13 protein-coding genes and 1 pseudogene are annotated in these 14,128 nt (G+C 71.4%); 3 read left to right on the top strand and 11 right to left on the bottom strand.

Annotated features, from left to right (window positions below; translation table 11 throughout):
• Positions 1-10: 10 nt before the first annotated feature.
• Complete coding sequence (purU, locus tag ABD297_RS00940) at positions 11-949, top strand: formyltetrahydrofolate deformylase (RefSeq protein ID WP_344252238.1); 939 nt, start codon at positions 11-13, stop codon at positions 947-949.
• Between the two features lie 82 nt (positions 950-1,031).
• Here purU and ABD297_RS00935 read toward each other — a convergent pair whose 3' ends face one another.
• Positions 1,032-1,706, bottom strand: coding sequence for an ATP/GTP-binding protein (locus ABD297_RS00935; protein ID WP_344252237.1), 675 nt, complete (start codon positions 1,704-1,706; stop codon positions 1,032-1,034).
• Positions 1,707-1,885: 179 nt separating this feature from the next.
• Between ABD297_RS00935 and ABD297_RS00930 the strand changes: the two genes are divergently transcribed.
• Positions 1,886-3,784: a potassium transporter Kup gene (locus tag ABD297_RS00930; RefSeq protein WP_344252236.1), complete on the top strand. Its 1,899-nt coding sequence runs from the start codon at positions 1,886-1,888 to the stop codon at positions 3,782-3,784.
• 118 nt (positions 3,785-3,902) lie between these two features.
• Positions 3,903-4,139, top strand: a complete 237-nt coding sequence (locus ABD297_RS00925; RefSeq protein ID WP_344252235.1) for a DUF1059 domain-containing protein — start codon at positions 3,903-3,905, stop codon at positions 4,137-4,139.
• 39 nt (positions 4,140-4,178) lie between these two features.
• Here ABD297_RS00925 and ABD297_RS00920 read toward each other — a convergent pair whose 3' ends face one another.
• From ABD297_RS00920 to ABD297_RS00880, 10 genes and pseudogenes are all read right to left on the bottom strand, one after another.
• A complete protein-coding gene (locus ABD297_RS00920; RefSeq protein ID WP_344252234.1) occupies positions 4,179-5,690 on the bottom strand; it encodes an NAD-dependent succinate-semialdehyde dehydrogenase in 1,512 nt (503 codons plus the stop codon).
• Positions 5,691-5,852: 162 nt separating this feature from the next.
• The gene (locus ABD297_RS00915; RefSeq protein WP_344252233.1) at positions 5,853-6,872 is read right to left on the bottom strand and encodes an alpha-hydroxy acid oxidase; all 1,020 of its coding nucleotides are present in this window, start codon (positions 6,870-6,872) and stop codon (positions 5,853-5,855) included.
• Entirely contained in the window at positions 6,869-8,089 is a 1,221-nt protein-coding gene (eboE, locus tag ABD297_RS00910; protein ID WP_344252232.1) for a metabolite traffic protein EboE, read from the bottom strand. The genes ABD297_RS00915 and eboE overlap by 4 nt, the downstream gene beginning before the upstream one ends.
• Complete coding sequence (locus tag ABD297_RS00905; protein ID WP_344252231.1) at positions 8,086-8,484, bottom strand: hypothetical protein; 399 nt, start codon at positions 8,482-8,484, stop codon at positions 8,086-8,088. Before ABD297_RS00905 ends, eboE begins: the two co-directional genes overlap by 4 nt.
• 207 nt (positions 8,485-8,691) lie before the next feature.
• Positions 8,692-8,766 (bottom strand): annotated as a pseudogene (locus ABD297_RS23665) (E3 binding domain-containing protein); the annotation flags it as partial.
• Positions 8,767-8,858: 92 nt separating this feature from the next.
• Positions 8,859-9,836, bottom strand: coding sequence for an alpha-ketoacid dehydrogenase subunit beta (locus ABD297_RS00900; protein ID WP_344252230.1), 978 nt, complete (start codon positions 9,834-9,836; stop codon positions 8,859-8,861).
• A complete protein-coding gene (locus tag ABD297_RS00895; RefSeq protein WP_344252229.1) occupies positions 9,824-10,888 on the bottom strand; it encodes a thiamine pyrophosphate-dependent dehydrogenase E1 component subunit alpha in 1,065 nt (354 codons plus the stop codon). Before ABD297_RS00895 ends, ABD297_RS00900 begins: the two co-directional genes overlap by 13 nt.
• A complete protein-coding gene (locus ABD297_RS00890; protein WP_344252228.1) occupies positions 10,885-12,333 on the bottom strand; it encodes a M24 family metallopeptidase in 1,449 nt (482 codons plus the stop codon). Before ABD297_RS00890 ends, ABD297_RS00895 begins: the two co-directional genes overlap by 4 nt.
• Before the next feature lie 33 nt (positions 12,334-12,366).
• On the bottom strand, positions 12,367-12,972 hold the full coding sequence (locus ABD297_RS00885; RefSeq protein ID WP_344252227.1) for a VOC family protein: 606 nt from the start codon (positions 12,970-12,972) through the stop codon (positions 12,367-12,369).
• A 14-nt stretch (positions 12,973-12,986) separates the two neighbouring features.
• Entirely contained in the window at positions 12,987-14,063 is a 1,077-nt protein-coding gene (locus ABD297_RS00880) for a 2,3-butanediol dehydrogenase (protein ID WP_344252226.1), read from the bottom strand.
• Positions 14,064-14,128: the final 65 nt, after the last annotated feature.

Raw genomic sequence — 14,128 nt, 5'->3', positions numbered from 1 at the left:
AGGAGACACCATGAGCACCGTCAGCAGCCCCACCACGAGGAGTGTCACCAGACCCGCCACGAGCGCCGTCTCGGGCAGCCCCAGGCAGTATCAGGAGGGCTACGTCCTCACCCTCGACTGCCCCGAGGCGCCCGGTCTCGTCCACGCGGTGTCCGGCTTCCTCCTCGAGCAGCACGGCGACATCCACGAGCTCAAGCAGTTCGACGACGTGAGGGACGGCCACTTCTTCCTCAGGGCGCACTTCACGGTCGCCGCCGACCAGGCCGACCCGGGGCCTGAGGCCCTGCGCGGGGCCTTCGCCGCCGTGGCGGGGCGTCACGCGATGCGTTTCGAGCTGCGCGAGGCCTCGGCCAGGCGGCGTGTCCTCGTCATGGTGTCGAGGTTCGAGCACTGCCTGGCAGACCTGCTCTTCCGTTCACGCATCGGCGAGCTGCCGGTGGAGATCGCTGCCGTCGTGTCGAACCACCCCGACCACCGGGCGCTCGCGGAGTGGCACGGCATCCCCTTCTTCCACGTGCCCGTCACGGCGGCGACCAAGCCCGAGGCGGAGGCCCGCCTGCTCGACCTCGTCGACCGCTTCGAGATCGAGCTCGTCGTGCTCGCGCGCTACATGCAGATCCTCAGCGACGAGCTGACACTGCAGCTCACCGGTCGCGCGATCAACATCCACCACTCGTTCCTGCCGAGCTTCAAGGGCGCCAAGCCCTACCACCAGGCGTGGGAGCGGGGCGTCAAGACGGTGGGCGCGACGGCCCACTACGTCAGCAGCGAGCTCGACGAGGGGCCGATCATCTCCCAGCAGGTGCGCGAGGTGGACCACTCGTTCGGTCCGGATGACCTCGTGGCCGCCGGGCGCGACACGGAGTGCCGTGCCCTCTCGAACGCCGTGAAGTGGCACTGCGAGGGCAGGGTGATCCTGCAGGGCAGCCGGACAGTGGTCCTCCTCTGACGGGCGACGGCGGGTACCCGTCGGTCGGGGGTTCGAGGCCCGTCCACCGCTCCGGCCGCGGTTACGTCCTCGGGACCGACCGTCAGGCGCCGGTGACCGGACCGGGAGGGGTCGCCGTCGGTGCGGAATGGTTCGGACGCCTGAGCGAGGACTCGAGGTTGCGCGAGCAGCACGCCGGCAGCTCGGCCAGCAGCAGCGCGACGACCGAGCGTGCCTTGTCCACGAAGTCTCCCGTCGGCTCGACGAGCACCCGACGTGGGTGGCCGCGCCACGCCCTCTCGAGGTGGGCGTCGATCGCGGCGGCGGCCTCCGCGGTCTCCACCCGGAGGGGGTTGGCGTGGTCGTAGCCCACCGTCGGCGTCCGCAGGTGGACGACGAGGTCGTAGCGCTCGAACTCCTCCCGGGCCGCCGTGCCGGTCGCGGCCCAGAAGTCCTCCGGCGGTCCCGGCCAGTAGGCGAGGCCGTCGACGGTGCCGCGGTCGCACAGGACGACGGCGGGGCGCGGGACGTCACCCGTCACCTCGAGCTCGCGCTGGACGTGGAAGATCGCGCGCTGAGCGGCGCGCCGGGACTCGCGGTCCTGCCGTCGGGGGAACCCACCCCCGAAGACGATGGTCGCCGCCTCGGGGAGGATGAGGACGTGCTCGCACAGCGTGTGACGCACCATCTCGAGGACAGCGGTCTTGCCCGCGCCGGGACCGCCGGTCAGGACGATCCGTTCCCGGTCGTGGGTCTCGGTGCAGCCGCACGCAGTCACGGCTCCGGCACCTCCTTCGGCAACCCCCGCTCTGCTCCCAGTCTCCTCCCCGCGCCGGCGTCCGGGGCTGTTCCCCACGTCACTGCCGGTGTCGGATCGAGCGTCTTGACGCGATCTTGACGGCGCGGGCGCCCTGACGATGAGGTCTGCACGCCGGAGGCCTGCGAGGATTGCTGCTCGTGGAACACGTACCGAACCGCTCACGTCGCGGCGTCGCAGGGCTCGCACTCGGTGCCCTCGGCGTCGTCTTCGGGGACATCGGCACGTCGCCGCTGTATGCCCTGCAGACCGTCTTCTCCGTCGACCACAACATGGTGGCCACCTCGGCGGGAGACGTCTTCGGCGTCATCTCCCTCGTCTTCTGGTCGGTGACGCTCGTCGTCTCCGTGAAGTACGTCGTGTTCATCCTCCGGGCCGACAACGACGGCGAGGGTGGGGTCATGGCCCTGGCCGCGCTGGCCCGCACCGCCGTGCGACCGGGCGGCCGGCGCTACGGACTCGTCATGCTGCTCGGCGTCCTGGGCGCCTCCCTCTTCTACGGCGACAGCGTCATCACCCCAGCCATCTCGGTCATGTCGGCGATCGAGGGCCTCTCGGTGTCGACGCCGGGGGTGGAGCACCTCGTGGTGCCCATCGGCGCGGCCATCATCACGCTGCTCTTCGCCGGGCAGCGGTTCGGCACCGAGCTCGTCGGACGGTTCTTCGGGCCCGTCATGGCCCTGTGGTTCGTCGTCCTCGCGGTGCTCGGGGGAGCGCAGGTCGTCCAGGACCCCTCGATCCTGGCCGGGCTGTCGCCGCACTACGCCGTGCTCTTCGTCGTCGAGCACCCGGGGATCGCCTTCATCGCCATGGGTGCCGTCGTGCTGTCGATCACCGGTGCCGAGGCGCTGTATGCCGACATGGGCCATTTCGGGCCCGCTCCCATCCGTCGGGCCTGGTTCTTCGTCGTCTTCCCCGCGCTCACGCTGAACTACCTGGGGCAGGGCGCACTGATCCTCCGGGACCCGTCGACCGCGGTGAGCCCCTTCTTCCACCTGGCCCCGGACGCCCTCGGCTTCCCCCTCGTCATCCTCTCGACGGTCGCGACCGTCATCGCCTCGCAGGCGGTCATCTCCGGGGCGTACTCCGTGTCCCGGCAGGCGGAGCGCCTCGGCTACCTCCCGCGGCTGACGGTCCGCCACACCTCCCAGCGCGAACGCGGCCAGATCTACGTGCCGGCGGTCAACTGGACGCTCTTCGTCGGGGTCATCGCCCTGCTCCTGCTCTTCGGGTCCTCCGAGCGCCTGGCCACCGCCTACGGTCTGGCGGTCACGGGGACCTTCCTCATCACGACGACGCTCTTCCTCATCTACGCCCAGGCCGCCTGGGGCTGGGACCGTCGTCGCCTGCTGATGATCGGCATCCCCCTCGGCCTGCTCGAGCTGACCTACTTCGGCGCCAACCTCACGAAGATCCTGCACGGCGGCTGGCTGCCGCTGTTCATCGCGGTCCTCGTCGCGACGGTGATGCTGACCTGGCAGCGCGGCCGGGGACTGGTCACCGCCCGCCGCACCGAGATGGAGGGTCCCCTCGAGCCCTTCATCGAGTGGCTGCACAGCGACCCGGTCGCGAAGGTGCCCGGCACGGCTGTCTTCCTGCACCCCGGCAAGGACTCGACGCCGTTGGCGCTGCGCGAGAACGCCACCTTCAACCACGTCATCCACGAGCTCGTCCTCATCGTCAGCACCTCGTCGGAGAACGTCCCCTTCGTGCCCGACGACGAGCGGGTCGTGCTCGACCACCTCGGCGACCCCTACGACGCGATCACCCACCTGACGCTCCGCTTCGGCTTCCAGGAGGAGCAGGACGTGCCGCGCGCCCTCGCGCTCGCCCGGGAGCAGGGCCTCGTGGACGTCGACACCGACGACGCCTACTACTTCCTGTCCCGCATCTCGCTCGACCGGGGCGCCGAGCCGACGATGCCCCGGTGGCGCAAGCGGCTCTTCCTCGCGCTGGCCCACAACGCCGCGTCGCCCACCGGCTACTTCAACCTGCCCGAGGACCGCACCGTGTCGATGGGCGCGACGGTCACCTTCTGATCCCGTGCCGCGCTCCTCGTCGGTAGCCGCGTCACACTTCTGCGGGCTCGCTCGTCATCAGGGCATGACACCGGTCAACGACAGCGACCGGCAAGCAGCGACCATCAAGGAGACGACCATGAAGACGATGACCTGCCGTGCCCTCGGAGGGCCCTGCGACCTCGAGCACCACGGCGACAGCGCCGACGACGTCATCAAGGCCCAGGACCGGCACCTCAAGGAGGCGGAGCGGGCCGGCGACGTCACCCACCAGGCCGCGCGTGACGAGATGAAGGCACGCTGGCGCCACCCCAAGCGGTCGATGGACTGGTATCGCGAGGCCAAGCAGGCCTTCGCCGCCCTCGCGGAGGAATGAGCCGAAGTCCCGGCGGCATCCGTCCCGGCGGGCCTCCGGTCAGCCGGGAGCGGGCCCGGACATGGGATCGGCGAAGGGGTCGGCGATGCCGATGTAGCACGTCTCGAGGTACTCCTCGATGCCCTCGCGACCGCCCTCGCGTCCCAGGCCGGATTGCTTGACACCACCGAACGGTGCCGCCGGGTTGGACACGACTCCGGTGTTGAGCCCCAGCATGCCGGTCTCGAGGCGTTCGCCGAGGCGCAGACCGCGGTCGAGGTCGCGGGTGTAGACGTAGCAGACGAGGCCGTAGGGCGTCCCGTTGGCGAGTCGCACGGCCTCGTCCTCGGTGTCGAAGGCCACGACCGGGGCGACGGGACCGAAGATCTCCTCGTCGAGGATGGCGGCGCCGGCCGGCACGTCGGTCAGCACGGTGGGAGGGAAGAAGTAGCCGGGTCCGTCGAGCGGCCGCCCACCCAGCGCGAGGTTCGCGCCGGCGGCGACCGCCCCGTCGACGAGGCCGCCCACCCTGGACACCGCCGCCGCGTCGATGAGCGGACCCAGCAGCGTGGACGGGTCGGTGCCCCGACCGACCGTCACACCGGCCATCCTCTCGGCGAGCAGGCGGCCGAACTCTGAGGCGACGCTGCGGTGCACGAGGAACCGGTTGGCGGCCACGCAGGCCTCCCCGCCGTTGCGCAGCTTGGCGGCGAGTGCACCCTCTACGGCGGCGTCGAGGTCGGCGTCCTCGAAGACGATGAAGGGAGCGTTGCCGCCGAGCTCCATCGACACCCGGAGCACCTGGTCGGCGGAGTCCGCGATGAGTCGCTGCCCGACCGCCGTGGAGCCGGTGAACGACAGCTTGCGCAGCCTCCCGTCCTTGATGAGCGGCCCGGTCACTGCCGCGGCACTGGTCGTGGGGATGACGTTGAGCACTCCGGCGGGCAGCCCTGCGTCCTGGAGGATCTCGGCGAGCAGCAGCGCCGTGAGGGGGGTGAGCTCGGCCGGCTTGAGGACCATCGTGCACCCCGCGGCGACCGCCGGTGCGATCTTGCGGGTGGCCATGGCGAGGGGGAAGTTCCACGGGGTGATGAACAGGCACGGACCGACCGGCCGCTTCGTCACGAGCAGGCGGTTGGCCCCGTCGGGTGCGGTCGAGTAGCGGCCGGAGATCCGCGGCGCCTCCTCCCCGAACCAGCGCAGGAACTCGGCCCCGTAGGCGACCTCGCCGTGCGCCTCGGCCAGCGGCTTGCCCATCTCGAGGGTCATCAGCAGCGCGAGCTCGTCGGCCCGGATGGTGACGAGCTCGTAGGCCTGGCGCAGGATCTCGGCGCGGACGCGTGGCGGCGTCCGGGCCCAGGACGGCTGGGCAGCGTTGGCCGCGGCGAGGGCTCGCACACCGTCACCGGGCTGCGCATCGGCCACCGAGGCGACGACGGCCTCGGTGGAGGGGTCGACCACCTCGAAACGGCTCCCGTCCTCCGACGCCGTCCACCGCCCGTCGATGTAGAGGCCGGTGGGGGTCCGGGCCAGCAGGGCGCGTTCGGTCTCGTCGGTCACCGGTGTCGTCATGTCGTCACTTCCTGCTCACGGGGATGGCGGGGGAGGGGGAGCGGAGAGGGGGCAGCGACCGCGCGACGTGGCGCGCGGCATACGCAAGGGAGGGCATGCAGGGGCCGATGCGACTGCGCGACGCAGCGCACGGCATGCGCCAGCGGGAACGAGCGTCTCGGGCTAGCGGCGCACGAGGTCGGGCCCGACGTCGGAGCACGACGGGCACCCGGCGAGCGCCAGCGACTCCTCGACGTCGGAGGTCAGGTCGTCGAGCAGCCTTCGTACGCCGTCGGATCCGTCGGCGGCGAGGGCCCAGATCACCGGTCGTCCCACGAGCACGGCCCGGGCGCCGAGGGCGAGCGCCTTGAGCACGTGGGACCCGGTGCGGACACCGCCGTCCACGTAGACCTCGGCGTCGGCGCCGACGGCGTCGGCGACCTCGGGAAGCGCGAGCGGCGCCGGCACGACCCCGTCAAGCTGGCGGCCGCCGTGCGTCGACACGATGACGGCCGACGCCCCGGCGGCGACGCAGTCCCGGGCGGCCTCGGCGGTGAGCACACCCTTGGCCACGACGGGCAGCCCGGCGGCTCGGGCGAGCCGCTCGAGGTCGCGAGGGCCGACGTCCGCGGCCTGCATGAGGCGCGGGTCGGCGACGTCGCGGTGGTCGAGGGCCTCGACGATGCCGGTCCTCGGCAGGGCAGCCGGGAAGCCGGCTCTCTTGCGGGCGACGCGGGGGGTGTCCACGGTCACGACCAAGGCCTTCGCGCCGGCGTCGACTGCACGTCGAGCGATCTCGTCGGTGACACCCCGGTCCTGCAGCACGTAGAGCTGCTGCCAGAACGGGCCGGCCTCGGCCGCCACCTCCTCGAGCCGGGTGCTCGCCCTCATCGACAGGACGAGAAGACTTCCGGCGGTCTTCGCCGCGCGGGCCACCCCGACCTCGCCGTCGGGGTGGGCGAGCCGGTGGGCTGCGGTCGGAGCCACGAGCACCGGTGAGGCGACGGGCTGCCCGAGCACCTGCGTCGCCGGCGACGTGGTCGAGACGTCCTGCAGCACCCTGGGCCGCAGCAGCACGTCGTCCCACGCCTGCTCCTGGCGCGCGAGGGTCCGCTCGGCGCCGGCGCCCGCAGCGAAGTAGGCGAAGACGTCGGGCGGCAGGACCTCCTCCGCCCGACGCATCGACGACGCGTCGTCGCTCACCGCCGCGTCACCAGCCGCTCCGACTCGGCGCGGATCCACTCGAGCTCGCGCGAGACGTAGTCGACGATGTCGCCGTTCTTCAGGTGCGCGGGCAGCACGTCCCACGTGTAGGTCTCGATCTCGAGGTGGTCCGAGAGCGGCGTGCACGCGTGCACCTCGAGCGCGGCCGTGATGCCGGGCTGGGTTGTGCTGAGACCACCCAGGTCGTCGAGGAAGATCGGCACGTGGAAGTGGGTGCGCCACTCACGCGGGCCTCCGCTCGGGTCGGCCCGCCAGGCGGCGATCGCGTCGGCGAGGGTGAGGAACCTCGTCAGCCGCCCGTCACGGCGCTCCGTCGTCTGGCTGAGGTAGATCGTGTCGGTGAACGCCTCGAGGGTCTCGACGGCCGAGGCCGTGACGTCCGGGACGCGCAGCGCGGCGGCCGCCTGCAGCTTGAAGACGGGGACGCCCGCCTCGGTGAGCAGCCGCAGCGACGCGGCGATGTCCTCGAACTGCACCGACTGGTGGCAGATGTCGAAGACGATGCCGAGGTGGCGACGGGCCAGGCCCACGACCTCGCTGACCGGCAGCCCGGTGAGGCGGCAGAGCGTGTCGGTGCCGCTGCTGGACCAGACGTCCTCACGGAACCAGGCGACGGTCTCCTCGGTCGTCTCGAGGAAGCACGCCGGCTCCGGCTCGAGGGCCAGCTTGATCCGGCGTCCGGTCCGGCGCTCGAGGTCGACGAGGTGGGCGACGACCGCCAGGACGTTCTCGGTCAGCCGGGCCCGGTCGGCCGCCGTCACGACCTTGGGTCGGAAGGCGAGCGGCGAGGTCTGGATCGACGGCGACACGTGCGACGGGGTCACCTCGGCGAGGATGTCGGCCACCTGACAGGTGTAGCGCACCCGGTCCGGGCCCGACCAGTCCGGCTCGTAGACCTGCTCCATGACGACTCGACCCTTGAAGGGGCCGTAGGGGAAGGCGTTGACGGTGTAGACGTACATGTCGTTGTCGTCCAGCCACGCCCGCAGGCGCTCGCGCTCGCCGGGGTCGTCGGTCAGCGTCCGGGCCGACTCGGCCGACAGGCGCAACGACACGGCATACGGCTCGTCGGGTGAGACCCGGGCCTTCACGAGCGGGGCGTACGTCATGAGGCTGTCGCGCATCTCCTCCCACGTGTCGCCGGGGTGGACGAGCGTGGAGTAGGCGAGGTGCTGGACGGCGGGGGCGGGGTTCACGACGCCCTCCTCTCGTGGGACTCGAGCCGTTGGCGGACCTGGGTGAGCACCGCCGCGGCATCGGCTCCCGCCGCCTGCTCGTCGACGGTCAGCGCGAGGTGGACGAAGGTGCCCATCCCGATCCCGCGGCCGCCGTCGGGGAGGGCGACGACCGCCGGTCGGTCGACGACGTCGCCGACAGAGAGCGCCGCCAGCTCGCCGTCGCCGAGGACGGGGAGGTCGAACAGCAGCCCGCTGCCGCGCAGGTCGTGGACGGCCAGCGCCGGGGCGGACGACCCGTCCGCGTGATCGGGGACGGCGTATGCGTCGTCGAGAGTCCGTCGGATGCCCTGAACCGAGAGGTCGTGGGCGTTCACGACGTCGCGGAGGGGTCCGTCGGGGGCGTGGACCCGCACTCGGGGACGGGACGTCGCGGCCGCTGGGCCGGGGACTGCGCGGAGCGACTGCACGGAGGACTCGATGACGCAGGCGAGCAGGTCCGTCGTCCTCGCGAGTCTCGTGACCTCGACCTCACTGACGGCGGTGCGCAGTGTCCTCGCCGCGACAGCCGTTGCAGGAGAGGAGGATTTGGCAGTCGACGCAGCCCGGTGCACGTCGGCCACGGTGACCCGACCGAGCGGCCCCGTCCCGGCGATCCTGTCGAGGCTCAGCCCTCGGTCGCTCGCGAGGCGCCGCACCCGGGGGGAGTGGGAGTGACGAGGCCGGCGGCCACCGGGCGGTGCGGCGGGCCTTCCCCCGGGGAGGAAGGGGGCGAGCGCGGCGGGCACGCTCACGACTGCAGCGCCTTCTCGACGGTACTGGCGACACTGTCGGCCGAGGGCATGACGAGGTCCTCGAGCGAGTCGGCCGACGGCAGCGGGATGTGGGGCGTCGTGATCCGCTGCACCGGGCCGTCCAGGTCCCAGAACGCCTCGTCGGCCACGAGCGAGGCGATCTCGGCGCCCCAGCCCAGCAGCTGCGGGTTCTCCTCGACGGTGAAGAGCCGACCGGTCCTCGCCACCGACCCGAGGATCGTGCGGGTGTCGAGCGGAACGAGCGAGCGCACGTCGATGACCTCGGCGTCGATGCCTCGCGTCGCCAGGTCCTCCGCCGCCGCCAGCGCCCGCGGGACCATCATGCCCAGGGCGAGGATCGTCGCGTCACGGCCGGGTCGCCGGATCTTCGCGGTGCCCAGGGTGTCGACGATCTCGCCGTCCGGGACCTCGCCCTTGGAGGCGTAGAGGCCCTTGTGCTCGCAGAAGATCACCGGGTCCTCGTCGCGGATGGCCGCGGCCATGAGGCCGACGACGTCCTCGGCGGTCGAGGGGGTCACCACCTTGAGGCCGGGCACGGCCATCGCCCAGTTCTCGATCGACTGCGAGTGTTGCGCGCCGAACCGCAGGCCGCCGCCGTTGCCCGTCTTGATGACGAGGGGCAGGCTCACCTGCCCGTCGGTCATGTAGCGCGTCTTGGCGATCTGGTTGACGACGATGTCCCAGCACACGGCGAAGAAGTCGGAGAACATGATCTCGGCCACCGGCCGCAGCCCGGTCATCGCGGCGCCCATGGCCGCCCCGAGGATCGCCTGCTCGCTGATGGGCGTGTCGAGGACCCGCTTCGGACCGAACTCGTCGAGCAGGCCGACGGTCGTCTTGAAGACGCCGCCCGCCCCCGCGATGTCCTCGCCGACGACGACGACCCTCTCGTCGCGACGCATCTCCTGCGCGATACCTCGCGCCACTGCATCTCGGTAGCTCAGTTGCGCCATGACCATCCTCCATCAGCCCAGACATCGGTGAAAGCGCTCTCGGGAGAGGGAAGCTCACCGGCGATGGCTCCCTCGGTGGCAGCGTCGACGAGGGCGAGCACACTCGCGTCGACGGCGTCGAGCTCGTCCTCGGACACGCCCAGGCGCACCAGTCGCTCGCGGTAGACCGTGAGGGGGTCGTACGCCTTCCACGCCTCCACCTCGTCGCTGGGGCGGTACTTGCCCGGGTCGGCCCGCGAGTGGCCGCCGTGGCGGTAGGTCAGCGCCTCCACGAGGGAGGGGCCCTGCCCCGAGCGGGCGTGGTCGAGGGCCTTCACGGCGGCGACGTGGACCTCGTCCGCGTCGTTGCCGTCGACGACGACCGGCTCGAGCCCGTAGGCCGAGGCGCGGTCGGCGGCGGGGTGGGGGACCGCGGTGATGTCGTGGATGGAGGTGTACTCCATGTAGAGGTTGTTCTCGCAGACGAAGACGACCGGCAGGCGGTAGACGGCGGCGTAGTTGAGCGCCTCGTGGAACGCACCGATGTTGGTGGTCCCGTCGCCGAAGAAGCAGACGGCCACCTGGCCCGACCCGCGGTACTGCGCCGACCACGCGGCGCCGTTGGCGATCGTCAGGTGCGCACCGATGATCGCGTACGAGCCCATCATCCCGTGCTCGACGCTCGTCAGGTGCATCGAGCCGCCCTTGCCGCCCATGAGGCCGTTGGCCCGGCCGAGCAGCTCGGCGAGCACCGGCGTCATGGGCACGCCGCGCGCCAGGGTGTGGGCGTGCCCGCGGTAGGTGGCGAAGGTGTAGTCGTCCTCGCGCATCGCGGCGCCGAAGCCGGCTGCGATCGCCTCCATGCCGAGCGACAGGTGGCTCGTGCCCTTGACGAGCTGTTTCATGAACAGGTCGTAGGCACGCTTCTCGAAGGTGCGCATCTCCCGCATCGACCGGTAGAGCTGTCGGCGGCGGTCGAGGTCGACCTCGAGGGCATCGTTGGCGTCGCTGCGCTCCGGGGGGAGCACGACGCCGTGCTCGCCGTAGCGGTGCTCCGAGAGGGGGAGCTTCATGCGTGGACCTCCGTCGGGGTGGGCGCGGCCTGCGCACCGTTGTCGCTCGCGGACGTCGCGGACGTCGCGACCGGGGTGGCCGGGGTGGCCGACCCGCTCGTGGCGGCGCCAGGGGTCGTGTCGGCGCGGTTGAGGTGGGACTGGCTGTCGCGCATCGTCGGCAGGTAGCCGCCGGTGGTGAAGTAGCGCTTGCCGGCCACGAGCAGCTCCTCGGCCGGGAACTTGGTGATGACCTCGCAACCGGTGGCGGTCACGACGACCTCCTCCTCGATCCGGGCGGCGCCCCACCCGTCGGCCGCGGGCCAGTACGTCTCCAGCGCGAAGACCATGCCCTCCTCGAGCGTCTCGGGGCTGTCGAAGGAGGTGAGGCGGCTGAAGATCGGCCGCTCCCAGATCGACAGGCCCACACCGTGGCCGTACTGCAGCGCGAAGGCCGCCTCCTCGTCGGCGAACCCGAACTCCTGGGCCCTGGGCCAGAGCGCGACGACGTCGGCGGTCGTGACACCCGGCTTGATGATGTCGATCGCCCGGTCCATGAGCTCGCGGCAGATCGTGTAGGCGTCGCGCTGCGCCCGCGACGCGCTGCCCACGGCGAAGGTGCGGTAGTAGCAGGTGCGGTAGCCCATGAAGCTGTGCAGGATGTCGAAGAAGGCGGGGTCACCCGGACGGATGAGGCGGTCGGTGAAGACGTGCGGGTGCGGTGAGCAGCGTTCTCCCGAAATGGCATTCACACCCTCGACGTGCTCGGAGCCCAGGTCGTAGAGGGTCTTGCTGACCAGACCGACACACTCGTTCTCGCGCACTCCCGGGCGCAGGAACTCGTAGAGGTTCTCGTAGGCGGCGTCGACCATCGAGGCGGCCTGGGTGAGCAGGCCGATCTCGTCGCCGGTCTTGATGCGCCTCGCCGCGAGGAACTGCTGCTGCCCGTCGACGACGTGGAAGCCGGCCGCCTCGAGGGCGAACAGGACGGGTGGCTCGACGATGTCGACGCCGATGTCCTGGCCCTCGAGACCGAAGTCGCGCATCACCTGGGCGACCTTCGCGGCGACGTCCGCGGCGCGACCGGCCTCCGGGGAGATGGCGCCGCGGAGGGTCGAGATGCCCGCCCGGGCGCCGTAGTGGTCACCCCGGCCGGCGGACGCGTGCGGCTCGTCGAGCCAGTGCGACTGGAGCTGGTGGTGCCGCGCGGCCGAGCCGAAGTCCCAGAGGACGGGGTCGCCGCCGCGGGGGAGGATCGCGAAGCGGATCATCTTGTCCATGGCCCACGTCCCGATGTGGGTCGCGGTCATGTAGCGGATGTTGTGGAAGTCGAACGTCAGCAGGGCGCCGAGGTCCGACCGGTCGAGCTCTGCCTTGAGCCGGGCGAGCCGGTCGCGGCGGAGCCTGTCCATGTCGAGACGACTCTCCCAGTCGACCGCGTTCGTGCCGTACGTCGGTGACACCATGACTACTCCTCGGGAACGTGGGTGGATCGGCTGCTAGCGAGCCGGGGTCGCTGGGACGGTGGGTGGTGGGGCGTCGCCGACGTCGGTCGGGTGCGCTTCGGGCGCCTCGGGCGCCTCGGGCGGCCGGGGTGGGCGGCCGAGCAGGTATGCCGCAGCGGCCGCCTCGCGTTCCTCGGCGAGGTAGTAGGCCACCTCGACGAGCTCGAGGGCCATCCCGTCGGGGTCGCTGAAGTAGACCCACCGCCAGCCCGCCAGAGGGCCGGAGTCGACGACGTTGACGTCGGAGTAGAAGGTGACGCCCCGTGCCTCGAGGTCGGCCTTCGTCGCGCGGACGTCCGCGACACGGAAGCAGACGTGGGCAGCGCCGAGGTGGTTGTTGGGGATCGGCCGCGTGCTCGTCGCCGGACCGTTGGCGTACTCGATGAGCTCCATCATCGAGTGCTCACCCACCCAGAAGCAGACCTGGCGCAGGCGGGCTCCGGGCACACCCACGCCCTTCTCGAGGTCCGGTCCGTCGAACCACGGGGTGGGCTCGTTGGCGAAGGGGAGGCCGAGCACGTCGTGGTAGAACCAGATCGACCGGTCGAGGTCGGTCACGACGAGACCGACGTGGTGCACCGCCTGCAGCTGGGATCCCATGGCCGTCTCCCGGATCACGCCGGACCGGCGCCGGTCGGCGAGACGAGGATCTTCAGCTGGTCACCCGAGGGGTTGACGAGGACGTCGAAGCCATCGGTGACGACGCTCTCGAGACCGATCTGCGCGGTGACGGCCTTCGCGACGGGGTACTTCCCCGAGGCGATGAGCCGGATGATGCGGGGCCAGTCGGTGATGAGGTAGCACCAGCTGCCGACGTAGCTGATGTCCTTCTCGGACAGGCGCATCGCGTCGATCGTCGCGGGCTTGGTGTGCAGGCCGGTCTGCACGATCGAGCCGCGGGTCCGGATGCTGTTCATCGCGGTGGTGAGGCCCGGCGTGCTGCCCGAGCACTCGGCCACGACGTCGACGCCGGCGCCACGTGTCAGCTGCGCGATCGAGTCGGCGAAGCCGTCGGCGGTGGGGTCGAGCACGGGCCCGACGTCGAGCGCCGCGGCGAGGGCAGCCCGGTTGGGGTTGGGCTCGGCGATGACCACGGTCGCCGCGCCGAGCGCATCGGCATACAGCGCGGAGAGCACGCCGATCGGGCCGGCGCCGGTGACGAGCACGATGTCACCACCGCGGATCCCGACCCGGTCGATGCCGTAGGCCGCCACGCTCGCCGGCTCGACGACGGCGCCCTCGACGTCGGAGACCTCGTCGGGCAGGGTCGACACCTGGTACTCCTTGAGCACGGCGTACTGCGCGAGTCCGCCCGTCTCCGCAGAGAGCCCGGTGCAGGCGAACCGGACGCACAGGTGCCCGAGACCCTGGCGGCAGAACGTGCAGCGGCCGCAGACGATGGCCGGCATGATCGCGACGCGGTCGCCGACGGCCACGTCGGTGACCTGCGGGCCCACCTCCACGACCCGGGCGGAGAACTCGTGCCCGAGCGTCTGCGGGAGGGTCGCCCCGGTGAGGGGGTGCGGGGACGTGGGGGTGACGATGGGGCCCACGACGTACTCGTGGAGGTCGGTGCCGCAGATGCCGCACCAGAGGACCTCGACGAGGACGTCGTCGGGTGCCTTGATCTCGGGGACCGCGACGTCCTCGATGCGGATGTCGGACTTTCCGTGGAAGCGTGCTGCACGCACTGGGGTCTCCTCGGTGGTTGTCGTTGGTGGGACGGACCGCCCTGTCTCGCAGAGCGGTTCGCCGA

It is taken from the genome of Terrabacter carboxydivorans (genome assembly GCF_039532035.1).
Lineage (GTDB): Bacteria > Actinomycetota > Actinomycetes > Actinomycetales > Dermatophilaceae > Terrabacter > Terrabacter carboxydivorans.
This window is presented reverse-complemented; position numbering and strand designations above follow the sequence as displayed.